Annotated in this window: 18 protein-coding genes and 1 pseudogene; 1 reads left to right on the top strand and 18 read right to left on the bottom strand. The window is 49.9% G+C overall.

What is annotated here, in order from left to right:
- Window positions 1-608 precede the first annotated feature (608 nt).
- Together VGN67_RS03220 and VGN67_RS03225 are read right to left on the bottom strand one after the other, a co-directional pair.
- Window positions 609-1916, bottom strand: coding sequence for a sulfatase-like hydrolase/transferase (locus tag VGN67_RS03220; RefSeq protein WP_327485330.1), 1308 nt, complete (start codon window positions 1914-1916; stop codon window positions 609-611).
- A gap of 389 nt (window positions 1917-2305) precedes the next feature.
- Window positions 2306-2491 carry a hypothetical protein gene (locus tag VGN67_RS03225; RefSeq protein WP_327485331.1) on the bottom strand — a complete coding sequence of 62 codons (186 nt, stop codon included), beginning with the start codon at window positions 2489-2491 and terminating at the stop codon, window positions 2306-2308.
- Between the two features lie 346 nt (window positions 2492-2837).
- Here VGN67_RS03225 and VGN67_RS24615 point away from each other — a divergent pair.
- A pseudogene (locus tag VGN67_RS24615) lies at window positions 2838-3763 on the top strand (IS982 family transposase).
- A gap of 218 nt (window positions 3764-3981) precedes the next feature.
- Here VGN67_RS24615 and VGN67_RS03235 read toward each other — a convergent pair.
- From VGN67_RS03235 to VGN67_RS03310, 16 genes are all read right to left on the bottom strand, one after another.
- Window positions 3982-4353 (bottom strand): transcriptional regulator, encoded by a 372-nt coding sequence (locus tag VGN67_RS03235; protein WP_327485333.1) that lies wholly within the window; start codon window positions 4351-4353, stop codon window positions 3982-3984.
- Window positions 4354-4381: 28 nt separating this feature from the next.
- Entirely contained in the window at window positions 4382-4636 is a 255-nt protein-coding gene (locus VGN67_RS24470; protein WP_414717285.1) for a type II toxin-antitoxin system HigB family toxin, read from the bottom strand.
- On the bottom strand, window positions 4637-5152 hold the full coding sequence (locus VGN67_RS03240) for a hypothetical protein (protein WP_327485334.1): 516 nt from the start codon (window positions 5150-5152) through the stop codon (window positions 4637-4639).
- Between the two features lie 135 nt (window positions 5153-5287).
- A complete protein-coding gene (locus tag VGN67_RS03245; RefSeq protein WP_327485335.1) occupies window positions 5288-5842 on the bottom strand; it encodes a DUF3347 domain-containing protein in 555 nt (184 codons plus the stop codon).
- A gap of 86 nt (window positions 5843-5928) precedes the next feature.
- On the bottom strand, window positions 5929-7131 hold the full coding sequence (locus VGN67_RS03250; RefSeq protein WP_327485336.1) for an efflux RND transporter periplasmic adaptor subunit: 1203 nt from the start codon (window positions 7129-7131) through the stop codon (window positions 5929-5931).
- Between the two features lie 3 nt (window positions 7132-7134).
- Window positions 7135-8460 carry an efflux RND transporter periplasmic adaptor subunit gene (locus VGN67_RS03255; RefSeq protein ID WP_327485337.1) on the bottom strand — a complete coding sequence of 442 codons (1326 nt, stop codon included), beginning with the start codon at window positions 8458-8460 and terminating at the stop codon, window positions 7135-7137.
- Window positions 8438-9688, bottom strand: a complete 1251-nt coding sequence (locus tag VGN67_RS03260) for a TolC family protein (protein WP_327485338.1) — start codon at window positions 9686-9688, stop codon at window positions 8438-8440. The genes VGN67_RS03255 and VGN67_RS03260 overlap by 23 nt, the downstream gene beginning before the upstream one ends.
- Window positions 9672-11606 (bottom strand): efflux RND transporter permease subunit, encoded by a 1935-nt coding sequence (locus tag VGN67_RS03265; protein WP_327485339.1) that lies wholly within the window; start codon window positions 11604-11606, stop codon window positions 9672-9674. The genes VGN67_RS03260 and VGN67_RS03265 overlap by 17 nt, the downstream gene beginning before the upstream one ends.
- On the bottom strand, window positions 11603-12898 hold the full coding sequence (locus tag VGN67_RS03270; protein WP_327485340.1) for an efflux RND transporter permease subunit: 1296 nt from the start codon (window positions 12896-12898) through the stop codon (window positions 11603-11605). The genes VGN67_RS03265 and VGN67_RS03270 overlap by 4 nt, the downstream gene beginning before the upstream one ends.
- 46 nt (window positions 12899-12944) lie before the next feature.
- Window positions 12945-14435 carry a multicopper oxidase family protein gene (locus tag VGN67_RS03275; protein ID WP_327485341.1) on the bottom strand — a complete coding sequence of 497 codons (1491 nt, stop codon included), beginning with the start codon at window positions 14433-14435 and terminating at the stop codon, window positions 12945-12947.
- A gap of 113 nt (window positions 14436-14548) precedes the next feature.
- On the bottom strand, window positions 14549-15004 hold the full coding sequence (locus tag VGN67_RS03280) for an HYC_CC_PP family protein (protein ID WP_327485342.1): 456 nt from the start codon (window positions 15002-15004) through the stop codon (window positions 14549-14551).
- A gap of 155 nt (window positions 15005-15159) precedes the next feature.
- On the bottom strand, window positions 15160-15342 hold the full coding sequence (locus VGN67_RS03285) for a hypothetical protein (RefSeq protein ID WP_327485343.1): 183 nt from the start codon (window positions 15340-15342) through the stop codon (window positions 15160-15162).
- Between the two features lie 383 nt (window positions 15343-15725).
- Window positions 15726-19043, bottom strand: coding sequence for a glycosyl hydrolase (locus VGN67_RS03295; RefSeq protein WP_327485344.1), 3318 nt, complete (start codon window positions 19041-19043; stop codon window positions 15726-15728).
- A 181-nt stretch (window positions 19044-19224) separates the two neighbouring features.
- The gene (locus tag VGN67_RS03300; protein WP_327485345.1) at window positions 19225-20100 is read right to left on the bottom strand and encodes a ThuA domain-containing protein; all 876 of its coding nucleotides are present in this window, start codon (window positions 20098-20100) and stop codon (window positions 19225-19227) included.
- Between the two features lie 104 nt (window positions 20101-20204).
- Complete coding sequence (locus tag VGN67_RS03305) at window positions 20205-20585, bottom strand: hypothetical protein (protein WP_327485346.1); 381 nt, start codon at window positions 20583-20585, stop codon at window positions 20205-20207.
- A gap of 28 nt (window positions 20586-20613) precedes the next feature.
- A complete protein-coding gene (locus VGN67_RS03310) occupies window positions 20614-24387 on the bottom strand; it encodes a ThuA domain-containing protein (protein WP_327485347.1) in 3774 nt (1257 codons plus the stop codon).
- Window positions 24388-24563 lie beyond the last annotated feature (176 nt).

Below are 24563 nucleotides of genomic sequence, written 5' to 3' on the forward strand. Positions count from 1 at the left end.
GTGGCTGCGCCCTCAGGATTTTGAAAGTAAAGCGGCGCTGCATTCGAGAGTAAACCATATTCTTGAAAATTATGGAAACCAGGTGTTTTCCATCCTGTTCTCAATCAAATAAATGTATGACTAAATATGACCCACTACTTATCAAGCACAACAAAGATATGTTCGGCTGACCGTCGGCGCTCCTGCGCAACTTCATCTGGGAGCATAACGCAGCTGGTTTAGCAGCTGCCAAAGCCAGGGGACGTAATGGTGGCCGGCCAAAGGAATTTAGTGAGCCCTATCAGAAGATAGCTCCGGAGGTTAGGGAGGTGTATGAACTAGGTCATCAGTCTACAACCGAGATCATGAATTCCTTCCAGAATGGGAGCCGCAGGACATTTTACAATATTCTCCGTTTCGCCGGGGTTACTATCAAGCCGATTGGTAATTTAAAGCGTTAGGATGATTGAAATCCCTTAGCGCTATTCTTTGGTCAGATAAAAAAAACCTAATATGGGCGCGAACGCAGGTAGGGCTGTCGGCAACTCATTCCCGGGGTCAGCTGGGGGCGCCCGAAAGGGTATATCTACTTTTATTTCACATAAATGCAACAAAATACCTGTTTTCTGTTATTGCCACTTGGGATGTAGGGCCAATTCTTTTTGCAGGTCCCGATGGGCCTTCCGCGCTTTTGGTGATAATTTATCCGTTTTCAGAGGGTTCTCTTCCAGGATATCATTCTTAAGGGAATAAAATTTTCCGTCCTGGTACAATTTGTATTCCAAGTTCCTTACAAACCGATTCCGGTACCGATTCACATTCGCACTCCAGCGCGGATCATAATGAACAAAAGCAGTGGCCCTAGGTTCGTATCTTTGATTTGCCAGGAGCGGATAGAAACTCCGGCCATCGGATTGGACCGTTTGGCCGGCGATATCCGCCAGGGTCGGGAAGAAATCACTGAACTCGATCAAGCCCTCAAACGATCGGCCGTGTCTGATTTGATCAGGCCAATATGCGATCAGCGGCACGTGCGTTCCGGCGTCGGTCGTATTCCCCTTCCCCCCCTGAATCGTTCTTTCGATGGTGGGGGTGCGTATGGAGGAGTGGGTGCCATTGTCGCCTGTAAAAATAATCAGGGTGTTTTTATCAAGGTTGAGTTCGTGCAGTTTGTCCGTTATTTTGCCTACTATTTTATCCGTATAGGCAACCATATCCTTGAAATAGGCTGTATCCTTTTTGTACCGGCCTTCCTTATTCTTCCAATCCGGACTGTCGGGAGTAGGAACGAATGGGTAGTGCACCAGTACCATGGGATAGTAAATGAAGAACCTTTGATCCTTTTTTCTTTCGATGAAGTCGATGACAAAATCAGAAAAGATGTCCGGGCCGTACTGGTCCTTTGAGCCCTGAATCAGTTCGCCGTTCTTTTCGAACAGTGGGGCCGAATACCGCTCGCCTTCTGCCCCGCCTTTGGTCAGTTGCCAGAGACAGTATTCTTCAAAACCGAAGCGGTTTGGAATTTTTGGGTCATTCCAGGTGGATATGCTATCCTTGTTTGACAAGCCATTCAACTGCCATTTTCCGGCAATGCACGTTTTGTAGCCCGCATCATGCATTAAATTGCCAATCGTATATTGATTGGGGTTCAGGTAGCCGAAATACTCATAATTTCGGTAGTTGTATTTCCCCGTCATCAGCTTGAGCCGTGAGGGGCTGCATAAGGGTTGGGAAATGCAACGGTCGAACCGGATGCCGTTGGAAGCCAGCGAGTCCAGCACAGGGGTACGGTAAGTGGTGCTTCCGTAAGTACCTAAGCATTCATAGCCCATGTCATCGGCCATTATCAATATGACATTGGGTTTTTCGGGAGCTTTTTCCCGCAGGAAACCAAGGGATGAGAGCGCCACGATAAGGCTCACTATAAAGAAAAGCATTTTTTGAGCTATGTTAAGTACCATTGAAAAAGCAGGAAGTATTGAAATTCTACCAATATATCTCCTTGGAAATTCTTTTTTAGTTGTTGAAATACAGAATGTTAGAAGTTGAATTATGCATGACACTGTAGAAAAGAAAGGCAACTGAAGTATATTTAAAGAGTTACACAAACTGTCACAGCTTGGCTGTAACTTCCTGAACTATCATTTGGAGAGTACAAACAACTTTGCTCCTCAGTTAATAGCATTACCAGTCTGGAACCCCAGATATTGATATACTGTAGGGTGCGTAATACCTTACAGCCTGCCATTTTTTTTCGCCGTCTTATCCCCGCTTCAAATAGTGTCTTTGCTGCTTTCGCTTTAGCCTAAGTCGCTTTACCCAATCCCTACTCACTCACCCGCCCCACGGGCCGCCGATTTTTGCCCGGCTTGTCCGTCAGGTCATCACCCAGGTCTTCGCGGGCTTCGTCGGCGAAGGCTTTCTGAACAAAGAGCTCCGAGTCGTCCAGTCTAGGGTTGGGAGCCTCCTGTCCGGGTACCGGTTCCTTTTTGGGACCGGCCGAATCAGTCACATCAGGAAAGTACCTCCGAGTATATATACCATCCCCGTAATATCACCCTTGGTGGCAGATAATCTGGCATTATTGGTAGAGGGGGGAGTTCCAGAGGACTGCTCATTGGAAGCGGCCTTTTTTTAACAACTACAAGAGAGTATTGCAACAAAAACGAACAGACTGATACTTCTAAACATTCTTATTGTTTAATTAAGATAACGCGCGCTGGAAACTTTAATCTTTTAAGTACTTAACGTGAGTTCGATAATAGAAAATTGATGATCAACGATTTGTGTATAAAAAAGGCTAAAAAAGGCGAATTTTGAAGCGACGAAACATACAAACCCCTTAATCAGCCTTGCCAATGTATGCCATCGACTTGACAAAAATAGTGGAAATCTTTCGCTTCGGCGATCCGATGTAAAACAGATGGTTTCTGCCAGTTGCACGACCAATATGTCTAGAGCCACTTTTTGGCTGCCAGCCATCAGTCCAGGTCCGGCCCTAAGCCAAACCTGTCCAGCAGCGAAGTGTTGACAATTGTACTTTTTTACCCCCTGAGCGGCATGAAGAACTTTGACGGGGTCGCCCGGCGATATTACTACAAGCGACTGGTCCAACCTGGCTTGGGGATTATTTTCCAAAACTGGTCTCCTATACCCGCTTCGTGGAACTGATCGGAGAGCATTGGCCGTTGATGTGGCTCTTTGTACAGTACAAGGCCAGTCAGGGTGCCCGCACTGGCAAGTACTACGTTGATTCCAAAAAGCTGTCTGCGACAACCGCAGGATCGGCCAGCACAAAGTGTTCGAGGGAATAGCCAGCCGGGGCAAGTCCTCCACCGGGTGGTTTTACGGGTTGAAACTTCATCTGGTAATCTATCATTTGGGCGAAGTTGTAAATTTTCTGCTGACCTCAGCTTCAAGAGCCGATAACAATCCCAAAGTTCTCCGGCACCTGCTTGATAATCATAAAGGTACCTGCTGTGGTGACAAGGGGTATATTTCCTCACTTTTTGGCCAGTTTTATGAACAAGGTCTCCATTTACGAACTAAGTCCCGAAAGAACATGAAAAGGCTATTGCTCGGTATGTTGGACGCATTCATGCTTAGGAAAAGGGGGCTCATTGAATCGGTCAACGATATTCTGATGACGGTATTTGACATTGAGCACACCCGACCTAAATCCCCGCTTAACGCTATCACACATATTCTGGCATCGGTGGGCGCGTCGTACTGCTACTTAGAGCAAAAGCCATCCTTGGTTCAGGACTTTAGAATATTACCCTAATGTCGAATTCACGTTGTCTTACTATGCTTTTTAATTATCTGGCTCTTATTACCTCTTGTTGGCCCTACTTCCGATAAATAGCTCCTATCTATTTTAGTTGGAATCAGGTAAATTATAGAATATAAACAGTTTTATAAATTCATATAGGTTAAATAAAGGCCATTTTTAGCTGTTTTTCTTCCCTTTTGTAATCTCCCATTGGCACCCATTTCGATATTTTAAAGCATGTTCCGATTAGGCTCTGCAATAAGCACCTCCAACGGAAAGCGTAAACCCCGGTGCAAGTTTCGGATCATCACCAGAGAAAGAGAGCGTTGGCGATTGAGTACCTTAGAGACATTGCCCTTGTTGCCCATGTAAGGCACCATGTCCTCCTGCTTCAATCCCAACTCTTCCATGCGAATCTTGATATATTCAATAGGGTCCGGCTCTTCAATAGGATAATTCTCCTCCTCAAACTTGTTTACGAGAAGATCCAATATTTCCGCTTCGTCCGCCTCCGGAGTGCTGGGTTCCGCTTCCCAAAGTGCCCGTATTCTTTGCAGGGCGGTCTGGTAATCAGTATCAGTATGAATTAATTTTATGTCCATGGTCGATAGTTGGGGTAATACTACTCCTTTAAAGGTCTTTTATTTTGATTTTATTGTACTCGGCATGCGTGCCAAGCCATAGTACATATACCCTTTTTGTTCTGAATCCAACCAAAGCTACCAGCCTGTAATCATTAGCCTTGATATTAAAAACAGCCTTCCCATCTACGACCATTTCTGCGTTGGGGAAGTCTAGCCGCATATCCTTCACGCTTTCCCATTCGGCTTTTTTGACCGTTTTGAACCAAGCTGTTAAATAAGGCTTGACTGCGTCATGCCTTATTTAACGAAAGCTTACTACATAAATCACAACGGGTAAAAGGGTGAATTGGAGTACAGGTGAAAGGCCTACATTCACTAAAGGAACTAAGGGCATTGTTTCTGCATAGGCCCAGTTTCCGGCAGCGGTGTGCCTGATTTCAGCCAGTATTGCTCCTGCTCCACCTACTACCAAAAGCAGGAAAGTTTGCAAAAAGCTTAGTTTCTTAATCCAGAGAGAATCTTTTAAGACCAAGGCAAAACTAAAGTACAGCAAGACGACCATAATAGCATCAGCCACTGAGGCTAAGGCACAAAAGGCAATGTGTTGAAAATCATAGACGTAGCCTTCATACAAGGGTCCTTGTGCCAGCTCCCAGATAAGATTCAGCAAAAAAGCAAGCCCAACTACGCGGAGGGTCAACTGCTTAAATACCGATTTTTCACCTGCTTTATTATATAGGTACAAGTACAACAGAACGACCAGAATAAGCACTGCGAATGGTACTAATACCAGGTTCAAATTAAGATCCTTTAGCATAACTCAATCAATGATTTTTATGGTCCAGTGACGCAGTTATTACATTCACCTGAAAGCATCTGACACTTTGAACCAGTAGCACTTTGGCAGCAAGCTGGGAAAGTTTCCAAAAGCGGATACATTTTCCAGCCTCTTCTACTGGATGGTTTCTCTGGTTTCGCCGCATTTTAACATCTTCTCCCCCATGTACGGGTTGCGAATCTCTTTGGTAGAGCTAAGCCAGGTGGCCCCTTTATCGTTGTTGGCCATTGGGCAGAACTGTACGAATACTTCTCCGTTTTCTACTCCGGCTTGCTTAACCTGCTCTACCATCTCGCTACTAAGTTGTACATAGGCCTCTCGTTGTCCTTCTATACTCGAAGCAAAGGTTATTTTAGCCGCAGAGGAGGCTATAGCATTGCCCCCTGGCAAGTCTTTTGCACCAGCCTCGATGGCATTGGCCGCTGATTTAGCCTCGGCTACATCGCTGTTGGTCAGAGCCGTAGTCAGGTGTACATAATGCTGATACACGGCATTCAACTGGTCATTTTCGATAACCACTGAGCCACCGGTAGCACTCGCCTGGGGCTGACTGTGATCCATGGCCGCATGATCCTGCTCCTTATTTTCAGCTTCCTGGTTGTTTGCGCCGCAGGCGGTCAGCAGTAAAGCCAGAGCTAAGGGTGCTACTAATCTGATTACATGTTTCATAGTTTTGAATTTAGATTGTTGGTTATTAGACTATTAGTTACCTGATAAAATACTATTCTTCAAGGTACACGCCCGATGACCATAAATTAATGATTGTGCTCACCGGCCGGTGTTTTTCCTTTCTTTAAGACGAACTCACTGTACAAAAGGTAGGCACCGGTAATGACCGCTACGTCACCTGCCTGTAACCCTTCGGTGATTTCAACCCGGCTGAAATTTTCAGTTCCGGTTTTTACCGTCCGTGCTTCGAAGATGTTAGGCTTGGTTTCCAGCCACACGTGGGTACCCTCACCATCGCGGATTACAGCATCAACCGGAAGGGTTAAAGCCTCACTGGTAGTGGAAACGGGTACCTCCACAAAGACCTGCATGCCGGGCCGGTAACGATTGTTTGGATTCTGAATCTTTCCGCGGATGGTCAACAGCTGGCTACCAGGCTGCAAGGCCGGAGCCAGGAAGTCAATTCGCATCTTTTGCTGTTCGTTTTCATAACCTGCAACGGTCACCTGGACCACTTGTCCCTTTTTGATCAGCCCGGCTTCGGTAGGGTACACATCCACTTCTACCCAAACACTTTGATAGCCCTCAATACGCATAATGGAGCCTCCTTCGGACACATACTGCCCCTGAGTCACAAACAACTCTGCAACCACTCCGCTCACGGGTGAAGCATAGTTAACATAAGGGCTGGTCTTTCTGCTGTTCCGCAGTTCTAGGAGCTGGGTTTCTTTTTGATCATACAGCATCAAACGCTGTTTGGCCGCTTCGGCTATCTGCTGAAACCGGCTGTCGTTAGGAAACTGCTCGGCCTGCGCTGTGGCCACTAAGTACTCCTGCTGCAGGGCCGCCAGCTGTTCGGAATAGATCCTGTATAGTACCTGTCCCTTACGAACGGGTACTCCTGCCTCACGAACATACAAGTCTTCGATCCGGCCGGGAACCCGGCTGGATACATACTCAATCTGCTCGGGATTAATGGCGAGTCGGCCATTGAGCTGCCTGATGGATGAGAACGCACCGGTCCGAACGGTATCCGTAGTCACATTGGCCAACAGGCGCTGGCGCTCGCTCAGCCTAAGGCTGGCCTCTTCATTGTTTTTCTCAGTGGGTACCAAGTCCATACCACATATAGGGCAGGTTCCCGGCTCGTTCTGGACGATCTGCGGGTGCATAGGGCAGGTATAGCTTTGTCCACCCGCAGCTTCCCCCTTATCCGCCTCCTCGTTATTACAGGAGGAGGCCAGCACTATACTGACGAAAAGAAATGGGATATTAATAGCCTTCATCATTGGTTAAAAGTCAGCTGGTGCTCGTATAAAACTTTCATTATCTACCAGGTAGCTAGCATTCCGGGCGATCTGCCACTGCGATATATCATCCAGAATCTGGACCTCACCCTTCGCACTGATACCCGTTCTTACCTGTCTAGGGACAAACACTCCCTCTTCTTTCCTGAAGACAACGGACTGATTCCCCAGACCAACCACCGCCGACTGCGGCAGCCACCATCCCTGATTTTCAACAACCGGCACATCGGCTATGAGTAGTTGGCCAGCTTGCAGGTCAGAGCCTTTCAGGTACACACGGGCGGTAACAAAGTTTTCACCCGCTCGGTGGGTAGGCTCAATAAGTCCAATGGTACCTGTAAAAGCCTGATCGGAATTAGAGACCAGGCGGAAAACTAGTTTCTGCCCACGTTTTACCTGTGTGCCCAGCGCAGGGATCAGGTAAAAGTCAGCGACCATACTGTTAGCCTGGTAGATGCTAAAAACCGTTTCGCCGGTACTGACATACTGCCCTTCCCGGACTATTAGAGGTGCGTTATTCATGTCAGTCTGTGGTAGAGCTGGCACAGATGCCTGTGAACTCCCCATTCCAACCATACCTGAACCGGAGGACGAAGAGGAGGCCGCAGCGGGCATCGGTTGTTCGGGAGCGGATGTAGCCAGTGTAGTCTTATCAACTATGTACCCACTGATAGGGCTATACACCGGCACCCGGTACAGAGGCTCGCCCGTTCGGATCACTTTATCGATCAGGGCCGGCTGCATACCCAGCAATAGCAGCTTCTGCCGGGCTTTTTCCAATAGGCCCGGATTCTTATCTACCCGGCTGATGTAGATGACTTCCTTTTGAGCAGCTGCCAGTTCCGGCGAGTAGATCTCCATTAGTAGCTGCCCTTTTTGGACCGGTTGAAAATTGTACTTGATGTACATATTTTCAATCCTACCCGCCACCCTACTGGCTACGCTTACCTGCTTTCGCAGGTCATAGGATACCACTCCCTGGGCAGACAAGGAAATAATCTTTGTACCTCGTTGGGGACGAATGGTCGGGACGTTAGCTACGACGCGTTCATTAGTTGGCTTAAGCAGGGGCAGCAAACTTGTATCCAAGGCCACCTCACCGCTCATGGCCTCACTGTTGGCAGCCATGGGCACCAGATCCATACCACAGATCGGACAAGCTCCGGGCTCCTCCTTTATGATCTGTGGGTGCATAGGGCAGGTATATTTTTGCCCGTGCTCATGAGCAGAATCATGCTCCTGCTTACAGGAAGAAATAGCGAGTAAAAGCAACACCCCTATTAGCACACTACCTATATAGTTCCTTTTCATAATCTACTATCATTTGATAAAGCTTGCCCCGCTCATCCAGCAGGTCCATCCGCATCATGTTCAGCGCCTCCCAGGTTTCCAGCAGCACCGTCAGAGATAGCTTGTTCTCCTGGTAGACCAGAAAATTAGCGTCAAAGGCTCTTTGCAGGGCGGGTATTACTTTTGTTTCCATAGATGTTAGCCGGGCCTGCATAGCTCTGATCTCGGCCTGCATAGCGTAAAGCATGCCCTGGGTTTCCTGCAGCATCGCCGCCCTTTCCTTTTCCATGGCCCGGATGCTGAGTTCCATGGCTTTTGTATCTGATTTATACATTCTGGAAGACCAGGAAGCAAAGGGTATGGTCATCATACCCATCAGGCTGAACATCTGAGGCATCCGGGAAAGGGGAGCCATGTGGTCAAACTGGATTCTGAAATCCGGCTTGCGCTGCAGCTGCATGGCTTCAATGTTCAGCTGCATAGAGCGGATCTGCTGGTTCATCCGGATGATGTCACTCCGCTGGGTAGCCAGCAGACTAGTATCTATGCTAGCCACTGGTACAAAGCGAGGCTGATAAGCGGTATCGATCTGGAATTCTATACTCCCGGAGCGGTTCATCAACGCATTGAGGCTTGCTTCGGCGCGCTGTATATCCCCCACCTGCATAGTGATCATATTATGGTTCCTTTCAATCTCTGCTTCGGCGCGGTAGATACCACTGAGCGGCGACTGATTATAGGGATACCTGACCTCTTCAATCTTTTTCATCATCTGCAGGACTTCTTCATTCTTTTCCAGTACCCGGATTTTCTGCGCCGAAACCAGCCAGGCGTAATAGCTACTCCGGGCCTGCGCCTTAAGGTTGTTGAGTGCAACAGCCCGAGCGGTACGTTCAGCGTCTCCCTGTGATTCGATATACCTTCGCTCGGCCCGCTGCCTGGACGGGTTGGGGAACTGCTGCTCTACTCGGAACATGAGCATGCCGCGATCACGCGCCTCCATCATCATTTGCCCAGGATAAGGAGTCATAAAGGTTCCTACCCCTACCATAGGGGCCATCCAGGCCGTAGCAGCCTCAGCCCGGTAGCGGTAGTTATCGGCCCTGAGCCCGTAGCTCTGCAGCAGCAGATTGTTATCTTCAATACGTTGTATGATTTCGGGCAAAGACAATATCTCACTCGGCTGTGCATAAGATAGCCCGGGAATAAGCAGGAGCAACCATAGCAGCCTTTTAGTGCTGTGTATCATACACTTCCAGCTTTCCATATTTACGTAATTCATATTCCTTATTCATTAAAAAAATAAGTGGGGTTACCAGCAGTATGTGGGTAGAAGAGGTGAGTACCCCTCCAATCATGGGCAGTACAATGGGTTGCATCACATCGGTGCCTACCCCCGTAGCCCACAATACCGGAATTAATCCGAACAGGGAAACACACACGGTCATTAGCTTCGGGCGCAGACGTTTGGCCGCGCCTCTTACTACATATTCCCGCAGGTCCTCTTTGGTAATGGTTTCGCTTGAGTTCCCCTTTTCTTTGATGAGTTGCTGCATGGCATCGTTCAGGTAGATCACCATCACAATTCCGGTTTCCACCGCGATACCGAATAAGGCAATGAAGCCCACGGCCACCGCAATAGAAAGATTTACGCCCCAGAAGTAGATGATATAAGCACCCCCAATCAGGGCAAAAGGAATGGTAATCAGGCTAAGGAAGGCCTCGCGGATGGACCGAAAGGCAAAGTACAGGGAGAAGAAAATAATAGCCAGTACGATGGGAGCAATAATCAACAGCGTTTGCTGTCCCCGGATCAGGTTCTCATACTGGCCACTCCATTCCAGAAAGTACCCCTCGGGCAGAATTCCCTGCTGCTGGTTAATCCGCTCCATCGCCTCCTGAACGGTACCGCCCAGATCCCGGTCGCGGACGTTGAACATGACTGCCCCCCTGAGAATGGCATTTTCAGACGTGATCATGGGGGGGCCATTCTCAAACACCACATCGGCTACTGCACTTAAAGGTACCTCCCCAAAGCCCGGCGACCTCAGGGGAATTCGTTTGATTTCTTCTACGCTATTGCGATAATCCTGCGCCAGTCGCACACTGATGGAAAAGCGTTGACGCCCCTCGATGGTCTGTCCTACCGGAGCTCCTCCCAGGGCAGTTTCTACGGTACTATTTACATCGTCAACACTTAATCCATAGCGACCCAGATCATCACGCCTGACGTTTATAGAAAGGTACTTGCCCCCGGTGATGGGTTCTACGTACAGATCACTAATGCCCGGAGTTCCTTCCAGGGCCGCCTTTACGCGTTCTGAAACCGCCGCTATCTGATGCAGATCCTGGCCGTATACCTTAATACCCACGTCGGTCCGGATACCCGTAGCCAGCATATTGATGCGGTTGATGATCGGTTGGGTCCATCCATTGACCACCCCTGGAATTTGCAGCTTTTTATCCAGCTCGCTGACCAGACCAGTCTTGGTCAACCCCTCGCGCCACTGATCCTTCGGCTTTAAAATGATGATGGTTTCGATCATGCTGATGGGAGAGTTGTCCGTCGCCGTGCTGGCCCGGCCGGCTTTCCCCAGTACTTTATCTACTTCGGGTACCGACATGATGATCTTGTCCTGCACCTGTAGGATTCGCTTGGCTTCGGCATTGGAAATATCAGGAAGCGTAACGGGCATAAACAGAATACTCTGTTCGTCCAGTGGAGGCATAAACTCACTACCCAGACTTTGCAGCAGCGGAACGGTAATCAGCAGGGCTATAATGTTAATAGCCAAGGTAGTCTTTCTCCACCTGAGAACGGTACGTATGGCGGGTTCATAAACCCTTTCCAGAACCCTGTTTACCGGATTAGCAGTATCAGGTTTGAACTTGCCTTTCATAAAAAAGGAGATCAGAACCGGAGCCAGGGTGAGTACCAGCAGGGCATCCACCAGCATAATAAAGGTCTTGGTGTAGGCCAGCGGGTGAAACAGTTTGCCTTCCTGACCCGTAAGCATGAAAACCGGCAGAAAGGAGGTTATAATAATAATGGTCGCAAAAAAGACTCCCCTTGATACCTGCTTACTTGATTTTTCTATGATAGCCAGGCGCTCTTCTTCCGAGATCCAGCTTTCCTTTGCCTTTTTATTTTTTCTACGCCATTTCATAGGTCGTTGTTTTTATGTTGCTGTTGCCAGACGGCATACTGCTCGGCCAGGTGCTTATAGGCGTTTTCACTCATGATAATTCCGTTATCCACGATCACTCCAATAGCCAGGGCTATTCCGGTAAGGGACATAATATTAGAGGATATGCCAAAGGCATTCAGCAGGATGAAACTGGCCGCAATGGTGATGGGAATCTGAATGATAATGCTAAGTGCACTCCGCCAGTGAAACAGAAAGATGATCACAATGATAGACACTACGATCATCTCTTCGATCAGCGTGTTCCTGATACTGTCAATACTTTCCTGAATTAATTCACCCCGATTGTAGATGATATTGAATTTTACTCCCGGCGGCAAGCCTCTGGCTACCTCTTCCATTTTAATCTTTACCCGCTCAATCACCTCGGCTGCATTTTCACCGTAGCGCATGACGACGATACCTCCTACCTGCTCCCCTTCGCCGTTCAGATCGAATATACCTAAGCGGGTTTCACCGGCCATCTGAACCGTGGCCACATCGGCAACCCGCACAGCAATACCCTTCTGGGTTTTAACCGGAATGTTTTCAATCTCTTCGGTAGACTGCAGGTAGCCAGAAGTGTTGATCACATAGCCAATGTCGCTCAGCTCAAACTTCCTGCCACCACTCTCATTGTTATTTGCCCGTACAGCAGCTATAATATTGTTCACAGACAGATCATAGTACAGGAGCTTCTGGGGGTTAACCGTTATCTGATACTGCTTCTGAAACCCGCCAAATGAGGCAATTTCGCTTACACCCGGCACATTTTGCAAACCAAACTTGATGTACCAGTCCTGGATGGCCCGTAGCTCTCCCAGATCAAGAGTAGGAGCCTCCAAGGTATACCACAATACATGACCAACCCCCGTTCCTTCGGGACCCAGCTGCGGACTTACCCCCTGGGGAAGCCCCTGTGCACTGGTGCTTATCCGTTCGAGAACCCTTTCCCGGGCCCAATACAGATCCACCTCCTCCTCAAAGATAACGTAGATAAAGCTCATGCCGAACATGGAGTTGGCCCGTACGTACTTGACGCGGGGGATTCCCTGCAGGTTGGTGACCAACGGGTAGGTGATTTGGTCCTCGACGAGCTGCGGGCCACGGCCCATCCATTCTGTAAACACGATGACCTGATTTTCGGAAAGGTCAGGAATGGCATCAATCGGATTATCCCGCACGGAAATGGCACCCCAGATAAACAGTCCGATGGAAAGTGCCAGCACTAGGAACCTGTTGCGTAAAGACCATTCTATAAGCTTATGAACCATGATTTAGCTCTTTAAGGGAAAGGGCGTGGTAGCTCTCCAATTAGAATTATTTTATTTCAAACTGGAGCATCATGCCGTCGTCTTCATGTTCGAGGTTATGACAATGCACGACAAAACGGCCCGGGTGGGCAGGAAACGTTATCTGTACTTTTACTAATTCTCCGGGCGCTACCAGAACGGTATCTTTCCACCCCCGCTCATGGGGTTGTATTCCACGCTGGCCCTTCCGTTCAATAACCCGAAACAACAGCCCGTGAAGGTGCATGGGATGGGGTTCATCCCCTTTTGTATTATCAAATACCCATACTTCCGTATCACCGGACAGTACCGTTTCATCTACCCGGGCCGGATCATACAGCTTCTGGTTAATGCGGTGCATACCCATGCCACCCTTATTGCCATGGCTGCCGTGTCCTGCGCTACTATCCATCATATCCAGGGTAAAGGTGCGGGTTTTGGCAGGAGGCGGCAGCGGTGTAACAGCCGAAAGAGTGGGTGGAATAGTATACATTTTCGCCCCTGGCTTAGTTACCTTGAATAGTAAAAGGTTAAACCCCTGTTGGCCCTGAGCTGCCCCCCCCTCACTAAAAGTTTCTGACCGAAGATATACCTGGTTTGTATTAAAAGTGCTGAAATCTACCAGAAGGTCCACCCGTTCACCCGGCGATAACAGAACCCTGGTTACCTGCTGTGGACGCTCCAGCAATCCTCCGTCTCCTCCGATCAAAAGAAAGTTATTCCCTGTGCCAAATCCCAGGTTATAGATTCGGGCATTGGAAGCATTGAGTATCCGCAGCCGGTACGTTGCGGGTGCTATTTCATGGAAAGGGCCAGCCGCACCATTGACAACTACCGTTTCTCCCATAAAGCCCGTCATTACCTCCTCCATCGAAGGCTTATACAACAGCGATCCGTCGGTGGCGATACGTTTATCTGACAGCAAAAGGGGTAGTTCGTATTCGCCTGCTGGTAGCCCCAGCTGTAGTTCCTCTTCATCCTGAACAATAAACATTCCAGCCATTCCCATATATACCTGCCGGGCCGTATTCCCGTGCGGGTGGGGATGATACCAGTAAGTACCAGCCCGCTGATTAACCAGGAAATTGAAGTTGAAGGTACCTTTATCGGGAATGGTTGCCTCCGGATGACCGTCCATTGCGGGAGGAATAACCAGCCCATGCCAGTGTATATTGCTTTTCTCACCGGTCTGATTGGTATAATGGGCGCTAAATCTTTTGCCATTATCCACCCTGAAAATAGGATTTGATGTGGCGTTTGGGGTAAAGCCCAGAACAGCCGTATTCTTGCCTTTTCGGACAGATGCCGACGTTTGAAGCGCTGTTAAGGGAAAATTAACAGGGTTAACAACAGTATTCGGAATAGGAAGCAGCTGGTTGAACTCTGGCTCTACTACCGACACATAGGCTTCTTTTCCGGGTAACATATCGTGCTTCATACAGCTTTGCAGGAGATTGACTCCGGCTACTGAAGTAACCGAGCCTACGCCCAGACGATAAATAAAATGCCGACGTTTCATCGTAAATAAGTTATAGAGATTGTGAGAAAGAAGAGAAAACCCTATTCCCAGGTATTGTGCATAAGGAGTTTAATACGGTCCGAAAGACCTGGAGAATAAAGACAAGGAGAAAATCAGATCAGCCAGCAGCAAATCATGGCCAGGTACTCCCCTGTAGAGTGTAAATAGGGAGGCGGATTGGGATGGGTCCCAAATGAAACGCCCAACTCAGGCAGTAAGGCTTGAAAGATAAAATTGATGGCTTCATCTAACACAACCACTGGGAAGGAAGGAGTTTCCACCAGTAAAGAATTTCCGTTTTGAGACAATATTGCCAAACGGGAAAAGTAGGAGGTTTCCTTACAGCAGGACTGTTTTTTAATTTGAGCCGTGGCCGCTTCCTTCTGTGTTGATGCTACTTTCTTAGGAGCTGGACAATGCATTTTGCACTTGTCCTTTCCATTCCACATAGACTGCGTCTTACCTCTCATCTGGCAAATATGCTCCACCATAACAAATCCCGTGCTGCTGAGGAGCATAAGGATGGCCATGAACAGGCACATAAACCGCAAGTGAAGTGCTTGACGCATCAGAGCTAAATTTGAACGATACAAACTTATGCATATTTAACTATTAATTACTTACATAGTTTTTCCGTAGGCTTACATACCTTTTGTTTCTTATTACATACAGAAGCCGCACGTTTGACATGCGGCTTCTGTATGTAGTTTATGAGTATATTACTTTATGCAGCCATAGAAGCCATGGTGCGGCATTCCTCAGCGCACCGGCGACAGGCTTCGGCACCCTGCTTGCCCAGCCACGAAAGCAGCTTCCCAAAGCCCGCAACAGTGTTGTCGAACTGCTGCCGGGTCGCCGTTGCGATGGGTGTAGTGGTCCGGGCGCTCGGCCTGGCACAGGGCTGCATCCAACGTGGCCTTGGAAATGTCGATGCCGATGAAAAATTGATTTTCCATAGTTTTGGTGGTTTAGGTGAGAAATCCAGAGCCGAATACACCGAAATACTAATCCCCGCGCGGCGGCCGCCTCAGTAAGCCTAATGCTTAGCATTCTAAATGGCAACCGATCGGTGAAAAGGCGTGAGGGACTAATTCCGAGCTTAGTTCTGTATGATAGGCCGCCCCGTAGTTCACCGCTCACTCCTTCGGATCTTCTGGTATTGTACTTATTAAAGTTAACGATTATCTCACTAATCTAAGGGGCCGCCCCGCGGATCGTACTGGAAGGGTTGCAAGGCGAACAATCTGTGGCTGAAATCTGTCGCCACGAAGGACTCAACACCAACGTGTACTACCGCTGGATCACAGACACTAGCCTGACCGGTCCTAGTAGCCCCGAAGGCTGCAAAAGAGACTTAGCGGTAAAGTAGGGGAAGGAGGTCTGCGTGAACCGGGTGGTAATACGAGGCTGCTGGTCGCCAATCAGTCGGTTCACCCACAGGTTTGTAACTTTGATCTCTATCTTGTTGGCGCCGGGTTTCAAGGCCGTGGTCGCATTCACCCGGAAGGGTTTCTTCCAGACCACACCCAGGGACTTGCCGTTTACCACCACCTCGGCCAGGTTACCTACCTCACCCAAATCAAGCCAAAGCTGTTCGCCTTTGCGGATGGCATCTGCCGGAAGATCAATGGTACTGGTGTAGGTAGCTGTACCAGAGAAGTACTTGATACCTGCGTCAGGACTTTCTGTAAAGGACATCAGCTTATCAAAGGTGGCACTGGTCGGGGCACCCCGGTCTGGCTGGAAAGTAACGTTCCAGGCTCCTTCAAGAGCTAGTACTTCTTTTTCGGTCTTTGCCGGAAGGGTAACCATAGTCTTCGTAGCAGGGGCTCCGAATACCACAAACACGGCGTCATTGGACGTCAAATTCAGCGTTACGGTGGTACGGCCATCCCGTATACGGTAAGAGGCAGGTTCGGTTTTGCCCGTTTCCGGGTGCCAGATTTGTGGCTGTTTCCCGCTAATGCGGAAGGAGGCTTCTACGGTTTCTGCCTGATTGCTGCGAGTGCTGACCCAGTAAATGTCCGACTCGATGGTTTTGCGGTGCACATATAGGAGATTAGCGTCCTCCTGCGACTGGTATGTAAAATCGGGCTGGATGTTCAGAGCTGTAAGTACCTGCGGTACTGTTTTACCCGTGTGTACATTGGCCCGGCTGCTTCCCCACACCTCGCCCACCAGACGGTCAAACTCCTGCTGGCTATCGTTCTGGCTGGCTGCCATTTCCGGCTTTGCACCACTAATAACAGCGCCGGCTTTTACCAGCTGGGCTATCTTGCGCAGTACGGGTAAAGACATCCTACTGGCATTAGGGTCCAGATGCAGCACCCGGTAGCTCATACCGGAAGGTGTGACCAGCCTCCCCTCTTTCACCGATAGCAGTTTGAGCAGCGCATGGGGGTTAATAAAGTCATAGCTGTAGCCGTTGGGTATTTCAGGAAGCTTATTTCCAAATAAGCCCGTAATATTGTTGTCCTCGCCGTAGTAGTACACAATATCGGCGACAAACCGGCCCTGCTGCAGCATATAGGAGCTACGGGCCAGGTAGTTGGTCCAGGCCTTGGCCTGGTTGGCCCAGGTATCGTGCCGGTTGAACCACTGCCCAACGGGCCCTAACGTGAGACCCGGGAGTTTATCATCCACCGGCTGGTGTACTGACGTATGGATTACAAAGCGGTTGACGCCACTGGCCAGCTCCCAGTCGGCGGTAGGTTTGAGGTTGCCGGGATGAAAAGACCAGGCAGCGCCCCCCATACCCAGCGCCGTGAACGATTCGGCGGCGACCAGATTTTGTCCGTAGATGTGGGCTACCGAGGCAGATTCGCGGATGTCGGCTTCTGCCATGGTCAGGGTGGAACCGGCAGGAATGGTGGTGGGTACCCACATAGCTGACATGGGTACGGCCGCTCCTCTTTTGACGTCCATACCGTCCACCACAAATATCCGTCCATTCTCGTGCGACTCGGTATAGCGCTTCATTCCGTACGTTTTCAGGATATCGGTCAGCTGGTCATAGTGGTTTTCGGCAATGAGTTCAGCGATAGTTTTACGCCAGTCCCACAGAAACTTCTCGCTGGCTTCGGTACTTTTTACCACCTGCCCGGTCAGCACCGGCATCCAGGGCAGCAGGCTGTAGCCACGGCGCTTCTGAAACTCTTCGGCCATTCGGGGAGTCCAGGTTTCCTGTCCTGACTCGTAGCTGTCAGTAATCATGTACTGCAGACCCCGGTTGCCCATCAACCCACCGGTGGCTTCCCTGTATTGGTTCAGATAGGTGGTGAAGTAATCTCTGACAGCCCTTGCATCCATTTTGTCTACTTCCAATCCGGTAGCTTCCGGCGAAGCGGGATGGTTTTGCTTGCCGGTCAGCGAGTATCCAAAACGCACAATCTTCCATTCACCAGCGGGTGGTGTCCAGTTCAGGCTACCGTCGGCTGCCATCTTTCCGGTCAGGTCAATCAGGTCACCTTCGGCCACCGCATCGTTTGCCGCCGGGGTTGGATATTTCTCTATATCATAGGTAGCAGCGAACCCGGCCTTCTCCTCCGCATGGTTGATGCGGGTGGTGGGGTGCAGTACTATTTCGGCAATATTTGTTCCGGCAGGTGCCTTAGGGACTCCGCCCATCAGCGCGGCCAGGCCCGAAGGTGGGGAAGGATTCTGGAACCTCACCCGAAAGTATCTGGCCGTAGTGGCAGGAAAAGCAATGGTCTGCTGGGCCACACCACCGGCAGGAATAGACGCCACTTCACTAAAATGTACTCCATCTTCGCTGGCTTCCAGACTACGGTTCTCGGTGGGTACTTCAATGCCAAAGGGGCTCCTGATACTACCCCCTACCAGGCTGATGGCCTTAAAGGTTTGCGGCCTGGAAAATTCAAACTGTATCCAGGCGTGTCCCGCTACCGAATCCCGGGGCAGGAGGTTGGTTTCGGCAAGGTCGCCATTGGTGAGTAGAGCGAGGGTAAATTGTCCCCCGCTGGAAGTGATTTTAGGATTCAGTTCCATCAGAGACACGTCAGCCGCGGGAAGCCGGTATGCCACCAGGGCCACATCTTCGTAGTAGGTAGGGGGCGGAGCTGTCTTGGCCGATAAGCTCAACCCTTCCTGGAGAGCCAGGTTTTGGAAAGCTCCCGTTGTGGTAAATGGCTTGGGTAAAGTACCTCTGAAAGGCATACTGCCTTTGACCCGTACCTCACGCCACACCAGTTTTTTCATACCATCCCGGGCGGTTACCCAGGGGCCACCGCTTTCGCTCCAGCCGGGGGAACCCGCAATAGCCATCTCAAGTTTGAGTGAATCGGCCAGTTTAGTCGTATACTGAAACGCCTCTTTCCACTCCGGAGTCATGTACGCCAGGCGCTTTTCTACAACATTTGGTGTCATAAAGGCGGCATCAAAATTCTGAAAGCCGCCAATGCCCGAGCGGTGCATCCACAGGAGGTCTTTGCGGATACCCTCTTTGGTAATATTGCCGTTCATCCAGTGCCACCAAACCCGGGGCTTGGCTGCGCTGGGAGGAGTCTGAAAGCCCTTTTGCAGGGGTATAGGCTGGGCCAGGGCCAGGGCCGGAAGCATCAGGGCCAGTAGAGACAATCTCTTTTTCATGAAATAGCTGTTATAATCTGCCCTCCCGTTTTTTTTCAGAAGGAGTGAAAGCGGAGAATTTAAGTACCTTAACCTGGAATACTACGTCGGGTATGACTAACTGATAGTAATCTATCTTTATTAGGTATCTTCTTTTCCATTTAAAGGATGTGTTCTTATTAAATTGGTACTTAACAACTTACTAGTTCATACTTACAGAACTATCGGCCGAACTGATCTGCCACCGGAGGGCATTCTCCACGAGACGAGCAAAGTTGGCGTCCTGCCAAACATCGTTGGAGTGGCCCATGGACGTGTAGAAGGTTTTACCCTGGCCTACCGTGCGGTACCAGGCCACCGGATGGTAGGTACCCATGCCAAAGTTTTTATCGCTACTCCAGGGCAGATTACCGTTGGGTAGTATTTTATCGCCGTCAATATAAGACAATATTTTCATCCCCTTGGGCTGGTTATAGAAGACGTACCATTCGTCTTCGTGGGTCCAGGAGGAGGGCAGGCTACCAGCCAGCGTTGAATCAACATCTGACTCTATATGTACGTCGGTTTTTTGCAAATGCGGTTCAAGTGTATGGTGCGAAAATTGGGTACCCAGCAGGTTGGTCTCGTACCAGGGCCAGTGGTGCGAGTTGTCTCCCGCTCCGTGAATGCCCATCAAAGAACCACCGCCTTCCACGTATCGGCTGAGGGCTTCCTGCTGCTCATCACTAAGTACCCGACCCGTAGAATTATTGAAAACCACCGCCTTAAACCGGCTCAACTGCTCCGGATTGAATACGCCTCCTTCCTCGGTTTCGTAGATAAACCAGCCGTTGCGCCGAGCCATCTCCTGAAGGATGGGTTTAGAGGCCTCAATGGATTCACCGTGACGGAAGCCTGTCGTTTTAGAAAAGACCAGGATAGCCGGCTGATCCGGTGAAAAGTTGATCGTTGGCTTTCCGGTTTCGTAGCTCACCGGGAAGCCATTCGAGATCTTGTAGAAGACTAATCCACCGGCTGCTACGAGCAACAGTACCAGCCCCAGCAGACTCCAGAGTATGATTTTAATCGCTTTTTTCATTAGTAGGGAAAGTTCAAAAAACCCGTCGGCCGGCTTTACAGTCCGGCCGACGGGTTTTAGTAGAGAATCCGTAGAATGTTACTGGAAGCAAACCCAGAAACCAGCTACTTGGCTTTCCGCACGGCGACGGCCTCAAACATACTCATCAGTTGTCCTTTCAAATTGTTATCGTCCACTTTGGCCAGCTCAATACCAATATCACCTACCTGATCATTATCGAAGTGAATGGTAATGGTATTGCCCTGCTCTTCAACCCGGGTGATAGGAACCGCCGGTCTGGTACCCTCCGGGTCTTTCAATTCACCGGTCAGTTTACCGTCTTTGCGGGTCAGGTCAGTGACAAATTTGGCATCACCATTAGGGGTATCCTTTACCGTAATTTCCCACTGGCCAGCAAAAAAGTCAGGAGTCGTAGTGGTTTGCGAAAAACCTTTTACACAAACGCCCAGCATAAAAATGAACAGAAACAAGCTTACTTTTTTCATGATATAAATTGATTAAACGTGAAACTTCTTACTTAATACCTTTAAAAGACATACCCTGAACATCCAGGCTCATTGACGTAACCTGTTGGTCAGCCCCCCGGCCAAAACGGATTACGACACCATTTCCTCCCTTGAAAGCGTCGGCTTCGCCTTCGTGCGTGAGTTCCCCTTCATTGGTACCCGCCTTCATGAATAGCTTTCCTTCCTTAGGCGTGATTTCAATGTACTCAAAAGGCAGCCCCGTCATTTTGTACTTGCCTGCGTAGGCTTCCAGTTGCTGGACCGACGGACCAGAGGCCGAAGCGGCCTTGGTACTGGATGAATTCTGACTGGCACTTGCTGATTGCTCGTTCTGGAACTCAACATCAATAACTACGAACAGCGCCTGTCCGGTAGCGGCTTTATCGTTTTTGAATACCATGTACACATCCTGCCGACCCGTCACCTCCGACAGTTTAGCGACCAGCGGTGGGGGCATATTAGTTGGTCCTGCATCAGCCGGTGCAATGAAAGCGGTTTGACCGATAAGCTTACCGGTAGGAGAACCAAGTCGTACCTCGATGATACCACCGGCTGTATTCAACTGCGATTTGGGAGCGGTGGCCGTGAACCTGATATGTGAAATACCCGTCAGGTCAATATCACTAAATCCAATGCTTGAATTATTGACCGACGCAATGACGACGGTGCCGTACTTCATTACGTTTTCGGTCTTATCGGCTTTACCTGCTGGCACCTTCGCGCTGCGTAGTACCAGTACTTTTTCTGCCGTGATAGGAGGAACTCCCTGGCTACCTTTATCCTTGTAAGCGGCCCGTACCACGTACCGGCCCTCCCCCTTATCACCCTGGGGTAGGTCCATTGTATAGCTTCCTTTGACGGGTAGTGTGGGAGCCGCCTGTTTGGGGTCAGCCAGATTCAGTATGTATTTAACCATACCTTCGGCATCCGCCTGTGAAAGTTGGGGATGAGCACTCATAGCTACTTCGCCCCATACCCCACTACCACCCGCAATGACTTTCTTAGCGAGGCGCTCGGCCGCCGTGGCATCTCCCTTGTACTTCTGAGCTACCTGCATATAAGCGGGACCAATGGATTTTTTCTCCATACTATGACAGGCCTTACAGTCACTGGCTTCAATGAGAGTCAATCCTTTACCAGCCTGGGCGGTAGCGTCAGCGCTGCGGTGTCCCTGCGCGATGGTAACCAAGTCGTACCCTTCGGCCAGATAGTCAATGGTAACAGCTACTTCACCTGGCTTGATTTTCCCATTTGCCAGACTGCCATCTTCCTTATCACTTACCTTCACTTCATAGTCAAATGACTGACCGGGGAAGAAGAAGGTCTTGTTACTGGTTTTGCTTTCAAAGGTAAGTACCGGCTCTTCATTACCCGCCATGATTTCCAGGGTACGGCTGCTGCTTCCCCCTTTTCCATCGGTTACGGTCAGCGTGGCTTTATAGATACCAGGCTTGTCAAAAGTGACGGTTGGGTTAGCTTCTTTAAACGTGCGGGCAGTACCTCCCGACTGAGGAGTAACCGTCCATACGTACGTCAGGGAATCCCCATCAAAATCCTTAGTACCGTTCGATGAAAGTTGCGTTTTGAAGGGTACGGCTCCACCCCTTTTGGAAGTAGCCATCTCTACTTGTGGCTTGCGGTTCCCCCCATTGTACTCTATTCGGATCAGGCGGGCATCGTCGTTCTGGGTGAACCAGCCGCTACCGTATTCCAGCATGTACAGATCACCATCCGAACCAAATTCCATATCCGTTGGGTTGGAGAATTTATAGCTGGGCATTACCCGCTCCATCGAGGCGTAGTTTCCGTCTCCATCCAGCGTTACTGCCATCATCCAGCCGCGCATCCATTCGTAGATGAATAATTTGCCATCGTAGTAATCCGGGAAAGCCCGCTTGGCCTGGCTGAACTGATCGCGGTAGTAAACCGGACCGGCCATGGCCGAACGACCACCTGCCGCTACCTCAGGGAACTCCTTCGACTCCGCGTAAGGGTACCAGATAAAGGCTTTCTGAGCCGGTGGCAGCTGCGTTAGCCCGGTATTGTTTACCGATTTATTTACTGGCTGAGCAGGGTCATATAACGGGCCTGATTGGGCCGTAGCAAAGTTGTACTGGTGGTAGGCCTTATTGTTACCCACGAAGTAGGGCCAGCCATAATTACCCGCCTTACGGGCCTGCCCTACTTCATCCTGTCCAGCCGGTCCGCGGTCATCCTTTGGCTGAGCGGCATCAGGACCGATGTCCCCCCAGTAGAGATACCCGGTTTTGGAATCTACGGAGATACGGAACGGGTTACGGTGACCCATTGTATATATCTCTGCCTTTGTCTTAGGGGTACCCTTCGGGAACAGGTTGCCTTCCGGAATGGTATACGAACCATCGGCTTCGGGATGAATCCGGAGTATTTTACCTCGCAGGTCGTTGGTATTGGCCGAGGTCATTTGAGCGTCAAAAGGCTCACGACCCGGACGTTCGTCCGATGGGCTATACCCATTGGATTGCTGGGGGTTGATGTTGTCTCCGGTTGAAATGTACAGATTGCCTTTGGCATCGAAGGTAAGCGAGCCGCCCGCGTGACCACTAATCTCACGTTGGGTAGCCACTTCCAGTACCACTTTCTTTGAGCTCAATACCAGTTCATTGCCCCGCAGCTCGTAGCGGGCCACGATGTTTTTGGCCTCCGGGCCTTCGGGTGAATAATACAGGTAAATCCAATGATTCTGAGCAAAATTGGGGTCTTTGGTAATACCCAACAGCCCACCTTCGTCTTCGCCTACTTTCCCTTCCTTATCGGTAACCTTGGTATTGACCGGGATTTTAGAAATGAGGTTGAGCTTACCAGTCGAAGGGCTGAATAGCTTCACCGCACCGCGGCGCTCCACCAATAGCACACGGTTATCGGGCAGTACCGTCAGCTCCATAGGCTCGTCGAGCTTTTCGGCCAGCACTACCTTCGCAAAGCGGTTTTCTTCGGGCAACTTTTTAGTTTTGACCTTGCTGTAGTTCAACGGCTTGGGTGAGTCACCTCCCATGACGTACTGCAAGCCTGCCGTCAGGTGGCGTAGAAATAAAGGCTCCGAAAAGGTAGCGCCGGTGTGGCCACCGGCTGTATAAAAAGAACGCCCTCCATCAAACTCCTGGTACCAGGCCATGGGGTGATTATCGCCGTTGGTACCTCCCTTGTAGGTCTTCTCATCAATGGTCAGCAGTACGTGCAGAGCCGGGCTAATGTTTTTGAAGGAATAGAATTCATCCTCCCGCTCCCAGCGCTCAGGTAAGAAACTGGTAGACGGATGATTTTTGTCTACTACTACAAACTCCCCCTTCTGGACGTTGTCCGGCATGGGGTGATTAGCAAACCAGGCACCAGCCAGCTGATTGTACCAGGGCCAGTCGTACTCGGTATCGGCGGCCGCATGGATACCCAGGTACCCTCCTCCGGCCTGGATGTAGCGCTCAAAGGCATTCTGTTGCTGGGCATTCAGTACGTCGCCGGTCGTACTCAGAAAAACGACCGCCTGGTACTTCTTTAGATTTTCTTCGTTAAAGCGGCTTGCATCCTCGGTGGTATCTACGGCAAAGCCTTTCTCTTTACCCAGTTGCATGAGGGCCTTCTGCCCCGCTTCTATGGAGGTATGCCGGAAAGCGGCGGTTTTACTGAATACCAGAATGCGGGGTTGTTCTTTGACGGCCACATACGACCACAAGGCTGTGGCCAGTATACTCACCATCACCGTCCCGACCAACCATCGAAGAGAATTAGGAATACGCTGAATCATTTGTGTTGATTGGATTATTGTTGATTTAATAGGTAGGCAATTGGCTTGTACTTTTTCCAATTTGCTCGTCCATTCTTACTAAGGCTGCTTCTTATCCTAAGCTTTGGAACCTGAGCGATTATCCACAGCCGTAAGTACTTATAAACAAAAGGGTACAGCCCTTTTCTTACATGGTA

The organism is Telluribacter sp., from assembly GCF_035998675.1.
GTDB lineage: Bacteria > Bacteroidota > Bacteroidia > Cytophagales > Spirosomataceae > Telluribacter.